The sequence below is a fragment of the Bradyrhizobium manausense genome (assembly GCF_001440035.1).
GTDB classification, from domain to species: domain Bacteria; phylum Pseudomonadota; class Alphaproteobacteria; order Rhizobiales; family Xanthobacteraceae; genus Bradyrhizobium; species Bradyrhizobium manausense.
This window is the reverse complement of the sequence record NZ_LJYG01000112.1, coordinates 1-16,361: the sequence shown is the minus strand read 5'-3', so window position 1 is coordinate 16,361 and position 16,361 is coordinate 1. Positions and strand designations below refer to the sequence as shown.

General features: G+C 63.9%; 20 protein-coding genes and 1 pseudogene. 13 read left to right on the top strand and 8 right to left on the bottom strand.

Translation table 11 applies throughout. The annotated features are described in order from the left end of the window. Positions 1 to 265: 265 nt before the first annotated feature. Together AOQ71_RS36575 and AOQ71_RS36570 are read left to right on the top strand one after the other, a co-directional pair. Positions 266 to 862, top strand: a complete 597-nt coding sequence (locus tag AOQ71_RS36575) for a L,D-transpeptidase (protein ID WP_167354021.1) — start codon at positions 266 to 268, stop codon at positions 860 to 862. Positions 863 to 1,010: 148 nt separating this feature from the next. Continuing rightward, positions 1,011 to 1,232, top strand: coding sequence for a hypothetical protein (locus tag AOQ71_RS36570; RefSeq protein ID WP_157083789.1), 222 nt, complete (start codon positions 1,011 to 1,013; stop codon positions 1,230 to 1,232). Here AOQ71_RS36570 and AOQ71_RS36565 read toward each other — a convergent pair. Both AOQ71_RS36565 and AOQ71_RS36560 read right to left on the bottom strand, forming a co-directional pair. Continuing rightward, positions 1,229 to 1,663 carry a COG4315 family predicted lipoprotein gene (locus AOQ71_RS36565; protein ID WP_057757648.1) on the bottom strand — a complete coding sequence of 145 codons (435 nt, stop codon included), beginning with the start codon at positions 1,661 to 1,663 and terminating at the stop codon, positions 1,229 to 1,231. The genes AOQ71_RS36570 and AOQ71_RS36565 overlap by 4 nt on opposite strands. A 120-nt stretch (positions 1,664 to 1,783) precedes the next feature. Further along, entirely contained in the window at positions 1,784 to 2,254 is a 471-nt protein-coding gene (locus AOQ71_RS36560) for a MarR family winged helix-turn-helix transcriptional regulator (protein ID WP_057758991.1), read from the bottom strand. Between the two features lie 103 nt (positions 2,255 to 2,357). Here AOQ71_RS36560 and AOQ71_RS36555 point away from each other — a divergent pair, with 103 nt between their 5' ends. The 5 genes from AOQ71_RS36555 to AOQ71_RS36535 all read left to right on the top strand — a co-directional run bounded on the left by AOQ71_RS36555 (position 2,358) and on the right by AOQ71_RS36535 (position 6,729). Continuing rightward, positions 2,358 to 4,280, top strand: coding sequence for an FAD-binding monooxygenase (locus tag AOQ71_RS36555; RefSeq protein WP_057757645.1), 1,923 nt, complete (start codon positions 2,358 to 2,360; stop codon positions 4,278 to 4,280). 139 nt (positions 4,281 to 4,419) lie between these two features. Next, positions 4,420 to 5,412: an SH3 domain-containing protein gene (locus tag AOQ71_RS36550; RefSeq protein ID WP_057758989.1), complete on the top strand. Its 993-nt coding sequence runs from the start codon at positions 4,420 to 4,422 to the stop codon at positions 5,410 to 5,412. A 175-nt stretch (positions 5,413 to 5,587) separates the two neighbouring features. After that, positions 5,588 to 5,866, top strand: coding sequence for a hypothetical protein (locus tag AOQ71_RS36545; RefSeq protein WP_057758987.1), 279 nt, complete (start codon positions 5,588 to 5,590; stop codon positions 5,864 to 5,866). Between the two features lie 251 nt (positions 5,867 to 6,117). Beyond that, positions 6,118 to 6,324, top strand: coding sequence for a hypothetical protein (locus tag AOQ71_RS44370; RefSeq protein WP_057757642.1), 207 nt, complete (start codon positions 6,118 to 6,120; stop codon positions 6,322 to 6,324). Between the two features lie 69 nt (positions 6,325 to 6,393). Continuing rightward, positions 6,394 to 6,729, top strand: a complete 336-nt coding sequence (locus AOQ71_RS36535; RefSeq protein WP_057757639.1) for a hypothetical protein — start codon at positions 6,394 to 6,396, stop codon at positions 6,727 to 6,729. A gap of 132 nt (positions 6,730 to 6,861) precedes the next feature. On the opposite strand, the gene AOQ71_RS36530 is transcribed toward AOQ71_RS36535, so the two are convergent. Beyond that, positions 6,862 to 7,206 (bottom strand): DMT family transporter, encoded by a 345-nt coding sequence (locus tag AOQ71_RS36530; protein ID WP_057757636.1) that lies wholly within the window; start codon positions 7,204 to 7,206, stop codon positions 6,862 to 6,864. Positions 7,207 to 7,404: 198 nt separating this feature from the next. Next, on the bottom strand, positions 7,405 to 8,070 hold the full coding sequence (locus AOQ71_RS36525) for an O-methyltransferase (RefSeq protein ID WP_057757633.1): 666 nt from the start codon (positions 8,068 to 8,070) through the stop codon (positions 7,405 to 7,407). 97 nt (positions 8,071 to 8,167) lie between these two features. On the opposite strand from AOQ71_RS36525, the gene AOQ71_RS36520 reads away from it, so the two are divergent. Together AOQ71_RS36520 and pdxY are read left to right on the top strand one after the other, a co-directional pair. Beyond that, positions 8,168 to 8,812, top strand: coding sequence for a TetR/AcrR family transcriptional regulator (locus tag AOQ71_RS36520; RefSeq protein ID WP_057757630.1), 645 nt, complete (start codon positions 8,168 to 8,170; stop codon positions 8,810 to 8,812). 52 nt (positions 8,813 to 8,864) lie between these two features. Next, the gene (gene pdxY, locus AOQ71_RS36515; protein ID WP_057757627.1) at positions 8,865 to 9,677 is read left to right on the top strand and encodes a pyridoxal kinase; all 813 of its coding nucleotides are present in this window, start codon (positions 8,865 to 8,867) and stop codon (positions 9,675 to 9,677) included. Positions 9,678 to 9,685: 8 nt separating this feature from the next. Here pdxY and AOQ71_RS36510 read toward each other — a convergent pair whose 3' ends face one another. Continuing rightward, positions 9,686 to 11,041, bottom strand: coding sequence for a M15 family metallopeptidase domain-containing protein (locus tag AOQ71_RS36510; protein ID WP_057757624.1), 1,356 nt, complete (start codon positions 11,039 to 11,041; stop codon positions 9,686 to 9,688). Between the two features lie 355 nt (positions 11,042 to 11,396). On the opposite strand from AOQ71_RS36510, the gene AOQ71_RS46490 reads away from it, so the two are divergent. Continuing rightward, a complete protein-coding gene (locus tag AOQ71_RS46490; RefSeq protein WP_167354016.1) occupies positions 11,397 to 11,543 on the top strand; it encodes a hypothetical protein in 147 nt (48 codons plus the stop codon). A 21-nt stretch (positions 11,544 to 11,564) separates the two neighbouring features. Here the strand turns inward: AOQ71_RS46490 and AOQ71_RS36500 are convergent, their stop codons facing one another. The 3 genes and pseudogenes from AOQ71_RS36500 to AOQ71_RS42135 all read right to left on the bottom strand — a co-directional run bounded on the left by AOQ71_RS36500 (position 11,565) and on the right by AOQ71_RS42135 (position 13,053). Further along, complete coding sequence (locus AOQ71_RS36500) at positions 11,565 to 11,834, bottom strand: hypothetical protein (RefSeq protein ID WP_057758985.1); 270 nt, start codon at positions 11,832 to 11,834, stop codon at positions 11,565 to 11,567. A 72-nt stretch (positions 11,835 to 11,906) separates the two neighbouring features. Then, positions 11,907 to 12,257, bottom strand: a complete 351-nt coding sequence (locus tag AOQ71_RS36495) for a zinc ribbon domain-containing protein YjdM (protein ID WP_057757619.1) — start codon at positions 12,255 to 12,257, stop codon at positions 11,907 to 11,909. A gap of 279 nt (positions 12,258 to 12,536) precedes the next feature. Beyond that, positions 12,537 to 13,053, bottom strand: a pseudogene (locus tag AOQ71_RS42135) (PhzF family phenazine biosynthesis protein). 241 nt (positions 13,054 to 13,294) lie between these two features. Between AOQ71_RS42135 and AOQ71_RS36480 the strand changes: the two are divergent. From AOQ71_RS36480 to AOQ71_RS36470, 3 genes are all read left to right on the top strand, one after another. Then, the gene (locus AOQ71_RS36480; protein WP_057757609.1) at positions 13,295 to 14,107 is read left to right on the top strand and encodes an FkbM family methyltransferase; all 813 of its coding nucleotides are present in this window, start codon (positions 13,295 to 13,297) and stop codon (positions 14,105 to 14,107) included. A 225-nt stretch (positions 14,108 to 14,332) separates the two neighbouring features. Then, positions 14,333 to 14,602, top strand: coding sequence for a hypothetical protein (locus AOQ71_RS36475; RefSeq protein WP_057757606.1), 270 nt, complete (start codon positions 14,333 to 14,335; stop codon positions 14,600 to 14,602). Between the two features lie 347 nt (positions 14,603 to 14,949). Continuing rightward, positions 14,950 to 16,281: an IS1182 family transposase gene (locus tag AOQ71_RS36470; RefSeq protein ID WP_057742559.1), complete on the top strand. Its 1,332-nt coding sequence runs from the start codon at positions 14,950 to 14,952 to the stop codon at positions 16,279 to 16,281. The last annotated feature ends 80 nt before the right edge of the window (positions 16,282 to 16,361 follow it).

Genomic DNA, 16,361 nt, shown 5'->3' with positions numbered 1-16,361 from the left:
ATGAGCCCATCCGAGCTCCAGGCCCCACGAGTCCAGCCGGGTTTGACCAAAGCAAGGCGAGGCGATGGAGACATCGCGACCGTCTTCTGCCAGATGTGGTGATGGAACCTGATATGCCGAACACGGCCAATTGTTCCGCGTTGCCTTGTTTTCAGCACGATTTGGGCAGCATCTGAGGCTGCTGGGGGTGCTAATCGGGGGGCCGGCGGTGCCAAGATCTCTCCTCATTTTGTTCGCCATTGCGCTGCTGCCGCTCGGCGGCTGCATGCAGACGACTCTCTCGCCATCGACGGATGCGAGCATGACCGCGCGCGACCGTCAGTTGCTCGCACACACGCCTTACGCCCAGGCAAACGTGCCCGAGCAATATCTCCGTCACATCGTCGATTATCCGCGCAAGGAGCAGCCGGGCACCATCCTGGTCGATACCAATGCGCGCTACCTCTACTACGTGCTGCCCGACGGCAAGGCGATCCGCTATGGCGTCGCGGTGGGCGAGGAGGCGATGGCCTTCTCGGGCGTTGCGCGCGTCGGCCGGCTGGCGGAATGGCCGGACTGGGTGCCGACCCCCGAGATCCAGGCGCGATTAGGGCCCTATCCGGCGCGCGTGCCCGGCGGTCCCGCCAATCCGCTGGGTGCACGTGGCATCTATCTCTATGTCGGCAACAAGGACACGCTCTATCGCATCCACGGCACCAACCAGCCGGAATATATCGGGCAGGCGATCTCGTCGGGGTGTATCCGGATGCGCAACGAGGACGTGATCGATCTGTTCGACCGGGTCAAGCTCAACGCGACCGTCGTGGTACTGCCGCCAGGCCAGAGCGCGCAGATCGAGTCGGGGCCGAGCTGGCACGGATAAGGCAACCGATCTGACCTGTCACGTCGGTCGGCATCACCGAAGCTTGATGGCCCGCCGGGCGAGGTGACTGCCGCAAGGGTGAATTGCTTCACAGGCGTTTTGCTGCAGTTGCGCTATGCCTCCATGGCTCGTTGCCATTGGAGGCATCATGCAGAATTTCATTGAGCAATTTGACGAGAACGATCGCCGCATCGTGCGCAGGTGGCGTTGGGCCACGCTCGGCTTCTACGGATCGATCCTGGCCGGACTGGTCGTCTACGCAGCGCTGCACTGGACGCCCGAGGTGAATTACGCCGCGGTCGATGCCACGGCTCACGCCAAGCTTGTGGGCGCGCCGAACGCTGGCGAACGCGCGCCGTTCGCGCCTTAATTGTCAGGCCGCGCGATGCGCCATTGCAGCGTCGTGGCGTTGCCGTTGACATCGCCCGGCGCCTTGTCGGCCGGTGATGTGTAGAGTGGGCGATAGCGGTACGCCCACATCTTGCTGCCGTCTGCACGATCGATCACGGTGAAATCGCCGATGGGCTTGGCTTCGGCGGTGGCGGCGAGCGGCACCCAATTTTCGGTGCACTTGCCGTTGCAGTTCGACGTCTTTCCATTGGTGTCGCGCTCGTAAGTGTAGAGCGTCATCCCCTTGAGATCGACGAGCTTGGGGCCCTGCTTGGTCAGGACCACCCTCGCGGGCGCCGTCGTCGCCTCGGCCTTCGGCGGAGGAGGGGCTTCGCCGCCGCCGTGCCCGTTCGCGAGCGCATGGCCGGCGGATAGCACGATGATTGCGGTCGCAATGACGAACCTGGACATCCGAAACTCCAAACGGCAAAGTTAATCGCGGGTTAAGCGCCGAATTGGCAGCGACGGTAGCAGCCGAAAGTTAGTTCCAGGTTTCGCCGCTCTGCGGCATCTACGTATTCCGGGAACTGGTCACGCCTTGAGATCGACCTCACGCAACGGGGCGCGGCTAAGCTCATTGCCGGCGGCGATGGCCTTGCGCAGCAGCCGCATCAGTTCCTCTCCTTCCCTGGCGCTGAGGCCGCGCAGCATGATCGCTTGGGCGGATTCAACCGCCGGCGTGATCTTGCGCAGCGTGCGCCGGCCCTCGTCGGTGATCTCCAGCGCGCGGGCGCGGCGGTCGCGGGGACTGGCGCGGCGCTCGACAAGGCCCTTCTGCACCAGGCGATCGACGACGCCGGTGATGGTGGTGCGGTCATAGGCGATCAGGCCGGCGAGCGTGACCTGGTCGAGTTCCGGATTGGCCTTGATGGTCGCAAGCGCCGCGTACTGCACCGGCGTGAGGTCGAAACCGGCTTCGCCGACCTCGGCCAAGAATACCGCCACCGCGATCTGCTGAAATCGCCGCGCCAAATGGCCGGGCATGTCGTTGTTGTCTTTCACCGAATTCTCCGTGAGGGCAGGGACGGTCGCGGATGATTGACGAGTATACTGATAGTCAGTATACTGATCAATATTGAACAAGTCGTCGACGGGAGAGGTCTGCATGCAATTCCATCTCAATGGATTCCAGCCGGGCGACCCTGAAATCGCCGATCCCGCCGAGCGCGTGCAGGCCGGAGGTGCCGAGGGCACCGTGCCAGGCGAGGTCGATGTCCTCATCGTCGGCTGTGGCCCTGCCGGCCTGACGCTTGCAGCGCAGCTCGCGCAGTTCGCCGATATCAAGACCTGCATCGTCGAACAGAAGCCGGGCCGGCTCACCGTCGGTCAGGCCGACGGCATCGCCTGCCGCACCATGGAGATGTTCCACGCCTTTGGCTTCAGCGAGCGCGTGCTCAAGGAAGCCTATTGGGTCAACGAGACGACGTTCTGGAAGCCGGACCAGCACAGCCCCGAGAAGATCGTCCGCAGCGGCCGTGTGCAGGACGTCGAGGACGGGCTGTCGGAATTTCCGCACGTCATCCTCAACCAGGCGCGCGTTCATGACGGCTTTCTCGACGTCATGCGCAAATCTCGGGCCAAGCTCGAACCCCATTACAGCAGGCGCCTGCTCGACCTGCAGGTCGATCCGGCCGCAGGTCCCGCCGATCATGCGGTGACCGTGCGCCTTGAACGTGGCGATGCGGCGAACGAAGGCAAGGTCGAGACCATCAAGGCACGCTACGTCGTCGGCTGCGACGGCGCGCGCAGCACGGTGCGCAGATCGATTGGCCGCGAGCTGCATGGCGATTCCGCCAACCACGCCTGGGGCGTGATGGATGTGCTGGCGGTCACCGATTTCCCCGATATCCGCTTCAAGACCCTGATCCAGTCGGCGAAGGACGGCAGCCTTCTCATCATTCCGCGCGAGGGCGGTTATATGGTTCGCATCTATGTCGAGCTGGCAAAACTCGATGTCGGCGAGCGCGTCGCAAGCCGCAACATCACGGCTGACGACGTCATTGCGAAGGCGCAGCGGATATTGAAGCCGCACACGCTCGACGTGAAGGAGATCGCCTGGTGGTCGGTCTACGAGATCGGCCAGCGCCTGACCGACAAGTTCGATGACGTACCGGACGCCGAGACCGCGACGCGGCTGCCGCGCATCTTCATTGCCGGCGATGCCTGCCACACCCATAGTCCGAAGGCCGGGCAAGGCATGAACGTCTCGATGCAGGACGCCTTCAATCTCGGCTGGAAGCTTGCTGCGGTGCTGCGGAAGCAGAGCGCACCAAGCCTGCTGCATTCCTATTCGGCCGAGCGGCAAACGGTGGCGAAGGAGCTGATCGATTTCGATCGTGAATGGGCCGGGATATTGGCCTCGGCGGCGAAGGCCGGCGGGGCCGATGCGGCGAAGACGCAGGATTATTTTGTCAGGCATGGCCGCTACACGGCTGGCACGGCGACGCACTACGCGCCGTCGATCCTCACCGGCGCGGCTGCGCATCAGCATCTCGCGAAAGGCTTCGTCATCGGCAAGCGCTTCCACTCGGCTCCAGTGATTCGGCTCGGGGACGCCAAGCCCGTTCATCTCGGCCACGCGGCGCAGGCCGATGGCCGTTTCCGCCTCTATGCATTTTCTCCGGCTGAGAACCCTGCAATGACGGGGTCGGCTATTCATACCCTGTGTAAATTTCTTGCGGGGTCCCGGGAATCTCCGATCCGGAGATACACGCCCGTGGGCTCCGACATCGACAGTGTCATCGACCTGCGCGCAGTGTTTCAGCAAGGTCATCGCGAGCTTGCGATCGAGGCAATGCCAGCGCTGCTCCTTCCGCGCAAAGGACGCTACGGTCTGCTCGACTACGAAAAGATGTTCTGTCCTGACCTCAAGGGTGGCCACGACATTTTCGCCATGCGTGGCATCGACCGAAAGGCCGGCTGCATGATCGTGGTGCGGCCGGACCAGTACGTCGCGCAGGTGCTGCCGCTCAATGATTTTGCCGGGCTCGCCGGGTATTTCGACGGCTTTATGCTGCAAGCGAACTGACGTCTTGCTCCGCTGATGAATGGCGGATGAATATTGAACTACGCCCAGCGCGGATCTCAATCTTTTGGCTGATGCGACGCTCGCGAGCGGAACGCTTTATTCCGCTTGCGCGTTCCGCCTCCCAGAGGAGGACTTCGCCATGAGACTGAAAACCGCTTTGATTGCCGCATTGCTGCTTGCCCCGACCGCTGTATCGGCCGCGCCTGGGATCGTCACCGTCTCGACGGGCTTGCGCGCCGGTCCGGGTGCGGGCTTTCCGCTGGTCGATCGCATCCCCGAGGGCGCCCGTGTCAACATCCATGGTTGCCTGCGCGGCCATGCCTGGTGTGACGTGAGCTTCTCGGACGACCGCGGCTGGGTGTCGTCGCAATATCTCGAATATCTCTATCGCAATCACTACGTCTATCTTCCTGATTATGCCGACGAGGTCGACGTGCCGGTCGTTCCCTTCGTGCTGAGCTCGTACTGGTCGAGCTACTACGAAGGACGTCCTTGGTATCGCCGCCATGCTTACTGGGATGGCTACTGGACGTCGCATGAGCGCTTCGCGACACGGATGACGATCGATCCGCGCGCCGCCCGCATCGGCCGCGCTGCGACGCGGGATGCTGCGATCGCGCTGGGCCGCGATGCGCACGTCAACGGCAATGTCGCGGTCTCCGGGCGCGACGCCGTGACGGCGCGGCATGATGCGACCATCGCCAAGCGCGAAGCTGCGGTTGGGATCGACCGGAATCGTACCGAACGAAGCCAGCGTATCGTCAATGAGCGCGCCGCCGTGCAGGCGCGCAATCCCCGCGACGCGCAGGCACGCATGATGCACGAACAGGCGGCGAGTCGTGCCGCGGTGCGTGCGCAGCCCATGTCGCGTCCACATGAAATGGCGCGTGCACATGAGGCGCCGCGCGTGGCAACTGCCCCGGCGGCGCGGCCCACGATGCCGCGCGTCGCTCAGCCGAATGTCAGCCATGGCGCGCCGATGAATGCGCACGCGCAGATGCCGGCGCCGCGAGCGGCCCCACCTGCGCCTGCGATGGCGCATCCCGGCGGCGGTGGTGGCGCTGCTCCGCACGTCAATGCCGCTCCCGCTCCACACGGTGGCGGCGCGCCGGGCGGCCACGAGAAACACTAGGCTCCGCTAACGAAAGCCCGGCCTTCGTGCCGGGCTTTCTTTTTGGCGCGGCTGGGGTTCCGGCCGCGTACAATTTAAGAAAGTTCTTCGCCCACAGATTTCATTGATCGTAATATCTCTATTCAAAGCTGTAAGCGTCCACTCGGGGCAGCGGGGCTACGGGAGGATGATGACGATGAGACAGAACCAGGCGGAGTCGCGCCGCCAAAGTGTCGCGAAGCGGTCGATGACGAGAGAGGCCAAGCAGCTGGCCGGCTTTATCGCCGGCTTGCGCGAATCCCTCGACGGCATCCACAAGGAACGGGCGAGCGCAAAACTATCCAGCGCGCAGATGGGTATGCTCGACGAGCGTCGCAACAATTTGCTGCTCACCATTGCGGCCCTGGACGACCGTCTATCGGCTGTGCAGGGTCTGATAGATCTCGGCCGGCCACATGTGATCCGCGTCCACTAAGGCGGAGCCCGGGTGCTATCGGTTCTGTCGCGGCGGCGATGGGCCAGCCCGGCTGGCAGCTTGGTACGTGCGCATCCGCGGGTGAGCCTTCGAACCGGCTTCTGGCAGGCAAAATCACATCACGATGCAGCACATCACGAGGCGCCCTCGCTCCGCTCGAGCAGGGCGGCTCACAATGCTGCCGCGGATGGCACCAAATTGCCACGCTCCCGGCGAAATGCCGCCAAAGGCGGCTGCCACGACGAGATCGGGTGCGGGGCAACGCTAGGGGGTGCACATTGGCCTATAAAATGATCGCAGAACGCGACAATGAGAAGTACAGTTTTGCCCGCGAGAGCCGATTGCTCATCGTGGCGAAGGCGAAGGTTTGGGCAAGCGAAGGGTGGCGCGTTGTCATCACCGATCAGGACGGCAAGGCCTACGCTCCGCCGGAGTTCGATCGATTGCTGGCGGCTTGACCACAGCACGGGCTGGGGACGACATTGAGATTGCTATTTCGACCGGGGCGCGAGGTCATCGCGCCTCTGATGATTCTTGGAATCTTTGCCGCGGCCGCCGCGGTGCTGACGACGCCGTTTGTCTCCGCGCAAAATCTCGACGCCGGCAAATCGCCCGAAAAGCTGTTCGCCGACGGCTGTGCAGCCTGCCATCGCAGTCCCCGCGGGCTTGCCAAGGGGCGCTACACCCTGACGCTGTCCTGGTTCCTTCAAGATCATTATTCCGCCGGCCCGGATACGGCGAAGGCGCTCGCGGCCTATCTGGTGTCACTCGACACGCCGCCTCCGAGCCCTGCGGCGAAGCCCGGATCCAAGTCAGCAAAATCCAAACAGCGTCCGCCCAAGCCTGCCGTGCAGGGCCAATAGTCGCCTGAGTACTGGCGCTGATAGGTCTGTGCGATCAGGCGGTCGTGCACGGCGCGCAGATTGGCGTTGATGCGGGTCTGTCCGCCGCCGGCGTTACCATGGGGGGTGTTTCACCATTTCGATTCGCCGGCATCAATGCGCCGTGGTCTGGGAGAACAGGTTGATGACGACGACGCCTGAGACGATCAGGACGATGCCGACGAACGCTGCGGCGTCCAGCATCTGGCGGAACAGCACGAACGAGACGGTGGCGGTCAGGATGATGCCGACCCCGCCCCAGATCGCATAGGCGATGCTCAAGGGGATCACCCGGATCGCGACCGACAGCGCATAGAACGAGGCGACATAGAACAGCACCATTGCCAGTGTCGGCCACGACCGCGTGAACTGCGCTGACTGCTGCAAAAAGGCCGATGCCGTCACTTCGAACACGATGGCGAGGGCAAGCGCAGCATAGGAGGTGAAAGCGGACATCATTGCGATCTCGAGCGTGCGCGGGAAAGATTACCTATGTTCAGCACGCGCAACATGGCTGTTGTGTCGAGAGCAGCTATCACGTGTGAATGACGAGCCTGCGACAAGGCGAGCCTGAAGGCCTCCGCGGCCGACGACACCAAGCCACCGCGCGACGAATCGTACGGCGGCTCCGGGATGTGCGATATGTTCGATGCGGTTCTAAATGGTCCGCACGGAGAGCTCGACATCCTCTGCGAAGGGTGTGGACATGTAGCCGCTGCCGGGCGCGCGCACGCGCGCCAGATAATCGGGGCTGTCGTCGGCATTGTCGGCCACGATGATCGCGCCCGGCCTCAAGCGATCCTCGACCAGATCGAGGATTTCTGGATAGAGCGCCTTGGCGCCGTCGAGCAGCACGAGATCGATCTGATCGGGTAGATCGACGCTCAGCGTCTTCAGCGCATCACCTTCGCGGATTTCGACCAGATCAATCAGTCCGCCGTCGCTGAGATTATCGCGGGCCCGCGTGGCCTTGGATGGTTCGAATTCGCTGGTGATGAGGCGTCCGCCACCATTGTCGCGCAAGGCTGCAGCCAAATGCAGGGCCGAGATGCCGAACGAGGTGCCGAATTCGACGATCGTCCTGGCGCGCGCGCTGCGCGCCAGCATGTACAGCAGGCTGCCCGTCTCGCGCGAGACCGCGAGTGGTGCGTCCTTCAGGCGGGCGTAGAGGTCGCGGTAACCCGTCTTGCTTCGCATCATCGTGACGCGTTCGGCGTCAGTCACACCGGCGAAGGCGGCTCGCAGGTCGCCGCGCGCTGCTTCGTCCTGGTCGAACAGACGATCCAGCAGCGGTGCCAGCGATATCATTGTCGGGGTGGTCATTTGGTATCTCCAGGTTCAGGGCAGGGCGCGTGCTTGCGTGCGAACTGAAATACGACTAATGCATCGCATTTCCTATTCGCATTCCCCTGGAAGCGTTGTGGCCGATCGTCGAAGCCGTTCAGTTTCCTCAAGAAAACAGCCGCAACAGGCGCGCTCCAACGAGCTCGTTGCGGCGATTCTCGATGCCGCGGTTCAGGTTCTGGCGAAGGAGGGCGCACAGCGCTTCACCACCGCGCGGGTGGCTGACAGGGCCGGGGTGAGCGTTGGCTCGCTCTATCAATATTTTCCCAACAAGGCAGCGATCCTGTTCCGCCTGCAAAGCGACGAATGGCGCAGCACGGGCGAGCTTCTGCGCGGCATTTTGGCTGATGGGACGAGGCCGCCACCGGCTCGGCTGCGCGCGCTGGTGCACGCCTTCATTCGCTCGGAATGCGAGGAGGCTGCGATCCGCGGCGCGCTCAGCGATGCCGCGCCACTCTATCGCGATGCGCCCGAGGCGCAGGAGGCGCGCGCGGCGGGCAAGGGCATCGTCGCGGCCTTCATGCGCGACGCGCTGCCAAACGCGCCGGAGGCAACGCGCGAGCTCGCCGGGGAGCTGATCAAGACGACGCTGACTGAAATTGGCAAGCGCTTCTCGGAGACATCACGTAGCGAGGCGGAGATCATCCGTCACGCCGACGGGCTGGCCGACATGTTCTGCGCCTACCTCAACGAGCTTGCGCACCGCGGAGGTCATTCCTGACATCCGTGGGTGCACTTGCCACCTCAGGCTTTTGATCTTACGGAGCTCTTGCATGCTCGTCATTTCGATTCAAAGCCAGGTCGTCCACGGCCATGTCGGCAACAGCGCGGCGGTTCACGCCATGCAGGCCGAGGGCGTGAACGTCGCCGCGGTGCCGACGACGCTGCTGTCGAACCATCCGCGTTACCCGACCTTGCGCGGGCGGGTGCTTGACGCCGAGCTGGTCGCCGATCTGCTGAGGGGCGTCGAGGAACGAGGCCTCGTCGATGAGGCCGCCGTACTCGTCACCGGCTATCTCGGCTCACCCGACAACGCCGTCGTCATCGCCGATTTCGTCGAGCGGGCGCTGGCGCGCAATTCCAGGCTGGTCTATCTCTGCGATCCCGTGATCGGCGACGACGATCGCGTTTATGTCGCCGACGGAATCCTCGATGTGGTACGGCACCGCCTGGTGCCGGCGGCGCACCTGATCACGCCGAACCAGTTCGAGCTCGAACTGCTCTCCGGCGTCAAGATTGCTGATACCGAGGGCCTGCGCGCAGCAGCGGCCGCGCTTGCGGGGCAACGCCGGATCGACGTCGTCGCCACCGGCTGCACGCTGGCAGACACGCAAGCGGGGCAGGTGGAGACGATCCTGTGTGCCGACGGGCAATTGTCGCGCTTTGCAAAGCCGCGCCTGCCGATCCGCCCCTATGGCACCGGCGATCTCCTGACCGGCCTGATCGCGGCGCGTCTTGCCAAGGGCACGGCGATCGAGGCGGCGGTGCGGCTTGCGGTCGAAACTATTTTTGCCGTGCTCGTTCGTACGCAAGCGGCAGGATCGGCGGAGATGCGTCTCGTGCCGCTGCCCGCATCAGGCACTTGAGGTCCGGATCAAGTCGTCCGCTTCCCGGCCGATTGCGCCGATTTTTGCGGTTTTGCAGAAGCCTTCTGCTCGCGTGCGGCCTGCGCCTTGGAGCGCTTGGCGCTCGCCACAACGCGCGCCTTTTTCGATTTGGTGTTGGCGGCCTCTTTGCGGTCGGTCGCGATGCCGCGCTTGGAGATATATTCCGGGCCATCGATCGGGCCGACATGCGGCGGATCGTGGTCGAGATAGGGCCGACCGATGCCGAGCGCCTTGCCGTTGGCGTCGACCCATTTCCACAGCACTTCCGTCGAGGTCCAACGCTGCGCGCGGTTGTTGCCCTTGGTGCTGACGATGTCTGCTGCGAGGCCGTGGCCGTAGCCACCGCGAAGGCTGCCGCCGTGATAGGAGCGGTTGGACGCCGCCTTCAGGCCGCTCGCAATCTCCTGGCGGTAATCGTCACGGAACGCGCTGGTGATGCCGGGCGACAGACCGGCAGCTTCCGCAGCAAGCAGCATGCGGAACAGCTTCTGCTTGAAACTCTTGTCCATGCCGCCGATGACGTAATCCATCAGCGGCATCTTGGCGTGCTCGGCCGCCTTCGGATCCTTCCAGGCAAAATCCTCGTCGACGAGCTTCGTGAAGCTGCGCATCACGGTGACCATCTTGCCCCTGCGCTTGATGGTGACGGCACGGCGGTCCTCGACCTTGATCGAGTCTTCCTTCGGCGTGCGCTGATAAAGCGCCCAGAGATAGCGGTCGATGCAGGCATCCATCGAGAAGCATTCGTCGAGCACGGCCACCGTGTCGGCAGACGGCGAGGCCTTGCTCTCGGGCACGGGCCCGCTCGCGATGGCGGCGGGCGACAGCGTCTCCTGCGGCACGACGTCGCCGGGATCGGCAGAGGCGAGCCTGATTGCGGGCTCGGCCGCGGGTGCAGCCTCATTCGCGGTGGACGCGGCATCGTTGGTAACGGCCGCAGTTTCGTTGATGACGGCCGCAGCTTCGTTGGCGACGGGGGCTGGTTCGGGCGCGATCTGCGGCGCGGGCGAGGCTGCAGGCAGGACCTCGGTCGGATCGGCCGAGGCGAGTTGGACGGCGGGGGCGGGTGCTTCGGGCGGCGGCGGTTCGATGACCGCCAGACGCGGCGTGGCAGCCGCGGCGATGTCGGCGGTCAGCGCGATACCATCGTCGATCGTTGCGGCGCGCGGGATGTCCGCAAGCTCGAGACGGGTGAGATCTTTGGCGCGGGAGACGGCGGCTGCATTGGCGCCGCTGTTCTCGATCAAGGCGGGGGCATAAGCAGAAAGGGAGAGCGCCAGCCAGCCGACCATCACGGCCGAGGGGCACGCAACAGCCACAAAAAGAGACTGCCGATCATTCATGATCCCTGCCTCCGAGGTTCGCGAACGAACCAGATTGCACAGAAAAGTACGCGGCGGGTCAATTGTTTGAGAGATGATGTGGCAGCGCAATGGCGCAAATCTCGCAAATCAGGCTTTTCAAGCCGGTGTTGCGCAAATGCAACTCGGGTTCCCCGAGGTTCCCGTGGCGCCGGGGCGTTGCGTCTCGATGCGCTGACTGAGAATTCCTCCGCGCAAAAATGTCTGGTCGCGCGCGACGTGTGTACCGCGGTTCAAAACGAGTGTGATCTGCTTAATAGTTGTTTTGCTGATCGCGGCGCTTGATGCGCGCGCCGCATATTGGCGGCCGAGAATCATTTTTCATAATGGAGCCGTCATGCCCGTTGCGCAGAAAGTCGTTGTTGCCGCCACCTCGCCTCGTGAGTTCATTGTCCGGCATCTCGCGATGTTCGCAGCTGCCGCGCTGTTCGTGTTCGTGCTCAGCCTGACCTACGGCCTCGATCTAAGCCCCGGCTTCTTCTGAGCGCAGTCGACGACAGGCGCGTCAGAGCCAGTCTTTCACCCGGGGAAAGCAGGCCTGCTTGCGCGGGCTCCAGACATAGTCCGGTCCGCCGCAGGGCGGGCGGGGGCGCGTCGTGACAGGACACTCATTCCGGACCCGCGCGCCGGTCTCCCAGCCATCGACGACGCAGGCGCCGAACATGCTGGTGTGGCAGCCGGGACCGCAGAGGCCATCGGCGCTGGCTGCGGTGACCGCGCCAAGCAGCAGCACTTGTGCCGCAGATGTCAGCAGGATTCGTCGAAAGATTGTCATGATGCGCTCCTCCGCCAGCCGGGCGGAGCTTAGCATCAAATCGGCCGGCCGAGAACGCCAGGGGGGTCCGCCTCAGGCCTTCTTCACGAACTCCGACTTCAGGTTCATGGCGCCGATGCCGTCGATCTTGCAGGCGATGTTGTGGCCGTCGGTGGCGTCCTGCAGACGGATGTTGCGGACCTTGGTGCCGCCCTTGACGACCGAGGACGAGCCCTTGACCTTGAGGTCCTTCATCACGATGACGCTGTCGCCATCGGCCAGAACATTGCCATGGGCGTCGCGCACGCCGGCCTCATCAGGCGCCTCCGCGGTGGCGCCGGGAAGCGGGCTCCATTCATGGCCGCACTCCGGGCAGATCCAGAGATCGCGATCCTGATAGGCGTGTTCGGAGCGGCAGGCGGGGCAGTGTGTCGAGGAGGTCATGGGCGGGCTCTTGGCGGGGAATCGGGTCCGATGTCTTGATGCAGGTCAATTTTCGCGAAAACAACCCCATGCACAGTAGAAACGGCTACGACTTTTCCGATTTCGGTATTACAGAATATTTGTTGATCCGTCGGGCAAAACAGGCGTAGGATGGCAGGGTGGGCAGCTGCGACGGCGCGGCGGCTGTAGCCCGGATGGAGCGCAGCGCAATCCGGGGTTTTGTCCCAAGCCGCGCCCCTCCCGGATTTCGCTGCGCTCCATCCGGGCTACGGTTGCGGCTTACATGAACCGCGCCGTGCCCGATATCAGGATCGAGCTGCCTTTGGCCGGCCCGATCTCGGCGCGGATCAGCGAGCGCGCGCCCATGTCTTCGCCCTGGATGATGTCGATGGCGCCGCCATGCGGCCAGCCGATGTCGCGCAGATAGCCCGCGAAGGCGGCGGCGGCCGCGCCCGTGGCGGGATCCTCGACCACGCCACCGGCGGCAAAGGCATTGCGCACGTGGAACAGGCGCGGCGTCTCCACGTGCACCAGCGCGATGGTGATGAGGCCTTCGCGCGCCATCAGCGCGCGGCCGCGCTCGGTGGCCGCAGAACGGCACCTCCATGACAGGCGAGAAATAGCGGACGCGCCAGGCTTCGCCTTCGGGCGCGGCAAAGGCCGTCTCGGAGAAGCCGATTTCGGCCGCGATCGCCTGCATGGCAGCCGCATCGGGCAGGGCGTCGCCGATCCAGACGCCGGCGGGATTGCCGCCCCTGGTACCGTCGGAGAAGGCGGAGATCCGGAGGACCGTCATGAGGTGATTCCTGGTGTTGCGCGGGCTTCGTAGGGTGGGCAAAGCGACTTGTCCGCCGTAGCTCGAACAGCGAAGGCGGAAGCGTGCCCACGCTTTTTTGCGATCGAGAGAGATGGTGGGCACGGCGCGTTGCGCCTTTGCCCACCCTACGGCACTACGCCCGCAACTGCTATCGGGGCAAGCCTGGCATAAGCGCCCATTGCGATAACGGTCTCCACTTTATCTTGAGGAGATTCTGCAAATGCCGATCGCGGGGCAAAAGCTGGCCTTTGTCATGGCCTCGTCCAACCACGGCACCATGATCGTCAACCGGTTCGACTATCGCATGGTCGGGCCTGACCGCGGTTACGGGGTCGGCTATCAGATCCTGGAAGCGGCGGCGTTCGATCCCGGCGAGGTCAAGATCGCGCTGGAGCTTTTGGCGCTGCGGCGCAAGCACCATGGCGACGGCCTCATCGCCATCGACTGCGGCGCCAATATCGGCGTGCACACGATCGAATGGGCATCCGCCATGACCGGCTGGGGCTCGGTGATCGCGATCGAGGCGCAGGAGCGGATCTACTATGCGCTGGCCGGCAACATCGCCATCAACAACTGCTTCAACGCGCTGGCGGTGCACGCGGCGGTGTCGTCGGAGGCAGGCACGATGCAGGTGCCGAACCCGAACTATTTCACGCCGTCGAGCTTCGGCAGCCTGGAGCTGCGCCCGCGCCCCAGTAATGAATTCATCGGTCAACAGATCGACTACACCAATAACACGGTCCTGGTGCGCAAGATGACGCTGGACGAGCTCAATTTGCCGCGGGTCGATTTCATCAAGATCGACATCGAGGGCATGGAGATGGAGGCGCTCGCCGGGGCGTGCGAGACGATCAGGACCTATCGCCCGATCCTGCTGATCGAGAAGATCAAGACGGATCTGAAGCAGCTCGAGCAATTGCTCGTGGACGTCGGCTACCAGCTGATGACGCTCGGCATCAACATTCTCGCCATCCATCAGAGCGATCCGTGCCTGAAGGAGATCAATGCCAGCCCGCAAACCCGCGCGGCTTAGGGGAAAACGAGGGTCTGGTGGAGCTGCGGTAGGGGGGGCAAAGCGTCCGCCGAAGCTCGCAGAGCGTAGGCGGACGCGTGCCCACGCATTTGATGTGACCGAGGGAGATCGTGGGCACGGCGCTTTGCGCCTTTGCCCACCCTACGGCACTTCGTTCAGCCGCGATGAATTGACTTGCCTTGGCTGGCGTCCTTGCGCACTCTCGGCGGCAAAGGAGATCAACGCATGAAGATCATGACTGTCGCTTATGCGCTCGGAACGGCGCTGGTGCTGCTTGGGGCGTCCGGCGCGGAAGCCCGCACACGGAAGGTCGTCGCCGTTCCGCAGGAGCGGCTCATCGTGACGGCGCCCGTGCTGAGGCCGACGCCGTGGGACTACAATGTCGTGCCGCGCTATCGTTATCGGCCCGAAGACGACAAGGTCGATCCGTATGGTCCGCCGTTTGTGCCGTCCTATGTTCGCTATGAGGGATGGCGTTGGCCGTATTGGTGGTAGGCCGAGGCACGCAGACGTGAGTTGCCGTAGCTCGGATGGAGCGCAGCGCAATCCGGGACCGGTGTGCCGGCAATTTCCCGGATTACGCTGCGCTCCATCCGGGCTACTTGATTTCGTGAGCAGACTGAGAGCCGCGCGAACGGTTGCGTAGGGTGGGCAAAGCCACGGGGTCGCGCGAATGCGCGCCCGATGACAGGCTCCGCGTGCCGACGAATTTGATGTGACCGAGAGAGAGAGAGCGTGGGCACGGCGCTTTGCGCCTATTGCCCACCCTACGAGACTGTGAATCTTTTGTACCGCGTGTCGGGCGAATGTGATTCTCTAGGCAGACTGATCTGCTGGAGAGGATGATGGCTGACGAGGGACTTTTTGGCGAATTGCCGGATCAGTCGGCGCCACGAACCGAAGCGGTGCCGCGGGGTGCACCTCGGCTGCGCGAGCCCGTGCGCAATCAGGTCGAATTGCGGGCGGTCGATATCGACAGCCTGATCGGGCAGGATCATCTGGCCCGGGTGATCTGGGCTTATGTCGAGGGGCTCGACCTGAGCGAGCTGGAAGATCGGGTTAAGGCACGGGAAAACAGGCCGGGCCATCCGGCGCCATCACCCCGGCTGCTGCTGGCGCTTTGGCTGTACGCCACGAGCGATGGCGTTGGCAGCGCGCGGGCGTTGGATCGGCTCTGCGACAGTCACGACGTCTACCGCTGGCTCTGCGGCGGCGTGTCTTTGAACTATCACACACTGTCGGATTTCCGGGTCGGCTGCGCGGACCTGCTGGACCGTTTGCTGGTCGAACATCTGGTGGCTCTGAATGAGGCAGGGCTGATTGATCTGGAGAAGCTGACCCAGGACGGGGTGCGGATACGGGCGAATGCGGGGGCCGGCTCGTTCCGGCGGGAGGCAACGCTCGGCCGGCAGATGGCCCAAGCGAAGGCTGTGGTGGAAGAGCTCAAGCGCGAGGTCGATGCGGATCCGGAAGCCAGCAGCCGGCGTATCAGGGCGGCCAGAGAGCGCGCGGCACGCGAACGCAGTGAGCGGGTGCAGGCTGCGCAGAGGGCTTTGGACGAGATCAAGCGGAAGCGCAAGCAACTCGACGAAAAAGGCGGCAATGGCAAAAAGCCGAAGGAGCCCCGGGCCTCCACCACCGACCCGCAGGCAAGGGTGATGAAGATGGCAGATGCCGGCTTCCGCCCCGCCTACAATGTGCAGGTGGCCAGCGCGGCCGGCGAACTGATCGTGGTCACGGTCGACATCGACAACAACGGATCAGATCGCGGCTTGATGCGGCCGATGCTGGAGCGAACGCGCACTCGGCTGAAGCGCTTGCCGCGTCGCTACCTCGCCGATGGCGGGTTCTGCAGCGGCGAGGACATCGAATGGGCGCACGGTGAAGGCGTCGAGGTCTACTGTCCTCCGCCCAACTCCAGGAGCGGTGTCGATCCCTTTTTACCTCGGAGCAGCGACGGTCCTGGCGTCGCGGCCTGGCGGGCCCGCATGGCCAGCGAAGCCGGCAAGGCACAGTACAAAGCCCGCACGATCTGCGAATGCATCCATGCCCGGTGGCGGAACTGGGACCTCAGGCAATTGACCGTGCGCGGCATCGAGAAGGTCCGTGCCGTCGTGCTCTGGTACGCCCTCACCAACAACATCCTGCAAGGACACCAACTGGCAAAAGCATAGACAGCACAGCCATCCCCCGGCGGTTCGACATCGACGGCCCCCGACATCAGCGCGGGCGCTACCCACTCTTTAATATCGAA

Bases quoted from the DNA above. Each gene is read 5' to 3' on its own strand.
- AOQ71_RS36575 (WP_167354021.1), top strand. From the start codon at position 266: ATGCAGACGACTCTCTCGCCATCGACGGATGCGAGCATGACCGCGCGC.
- AOQ71_RS36570 (WP_157083789.1), top strand. From the start codon at position 1,011: ATGCAGAATTTCATTGAGCAATTTGACGAGAACGATCGCCGCATCGTG.
- AOQ71_RS36565 (WP_057757648.1), bottom strand. From the start codon at position 1,663: ATGTCCAGGTTCGTCATTGCGACCGCAATCATCGTGCTATCCGCCGGC.
- AOQ71_RS36555 (WP_057757645.1), top strand. From the start codon at position 2,358: ATGCAATTCCATCTCAATGGATTCCAGCCGGGCGACCCTGAAATCGCC.
- AOQ71_RS36550 (WP_057758989.1), top strand. From the start codon at position 4,420: ATGAGACTGAAAACCGCTTTGATTGCCGCATTGCTGCTTGCCCCGACC.
- AOQ71_RS36545 (WP_057758987.1), top strand. From the start codon at position 5,588: ATGAGACAGAACCAGGCGGAGTCGCGCCGCCAAAGTGTCGCGAAGCGG.
- AOQ71_RS36535 (WP_057757639.1), top strand. From the start codon at position 6,394: ATGATTCTTGGAATCTTTGCCGCGGCCGCCGCGGTGCTGACGACGCCG.
- AOQ71_RS36530 (WP_057757636.1), bottom strand. From the start codon at position 7,206: ATGATGTCCGCTTTCACCTCCTATGCTGCGCTTGCCCTCGCCATCGTG.
- AOQ71_RS36525 (WP_057757633.1), bottom strand. From the start codon at position 8,070: ATGACCACCCCGACAATGATATCGCTGGCACCGCTGCTGGATCGTCTG.
- pdxY (WP_057757627.1), top strand. From the start codon at position 8,865: ATGCTCGTCATTTCGATTCAAAGCCAGGTCGTCCACGGCCATGTCGGC.
- AOQ71_RS36510 (WP_057757624.1), bottom strand. From the start codon at position 11,041: ATGAATGATCGGCAGTCTCTTTTTGTGGCTGTTGCGTGCCCCTCGGCC.
- AOQ71_RS46490 (WP_167354016.1), top strand. From the start codon at position 11,397: ATGCCCGTTGCGCAGAAAGTCGTTGTTGCCGCCACCTCGCCTCGTGAG.
- AOQ71_RS36500 (WP_057758985.1), bottom strand. From the start codon at position 11,834: ATGACAATCTTTCGACGAATCCTGCTGACATCTGCGGCACAAGTGCTG.
- AOQ71_RS36495 (WP_057757619.1), bottom strand. From the start codon at position 12,257: ATGACCTCCTCGACACACTGCCCCGCCTGCCGCTCCGAACACGCCTAT.
- AOQ71_RS36480 (WP_057757609.1), top strand. From the start codon at position 13,295: ATGCCGATCGCGGGGCAAAAGCTGGCCTTTGTCATGGCCTCGTCCAAC.
- AOQ71_RS36475 (WP_057757606.1), top strand. From the start codon at position 14,333: ATGAAGATCATGACTGTCGCTTATGCGCTCGGAACGGCGCTGGTGCTG.
- AOQ71_RS36470 (WP_057742559.1), top strand. From the start codon at position 14,950: ATGATGGCTGACGAGGGACTTTTTGGCGAATTGCCGGATCAGTCGGCG.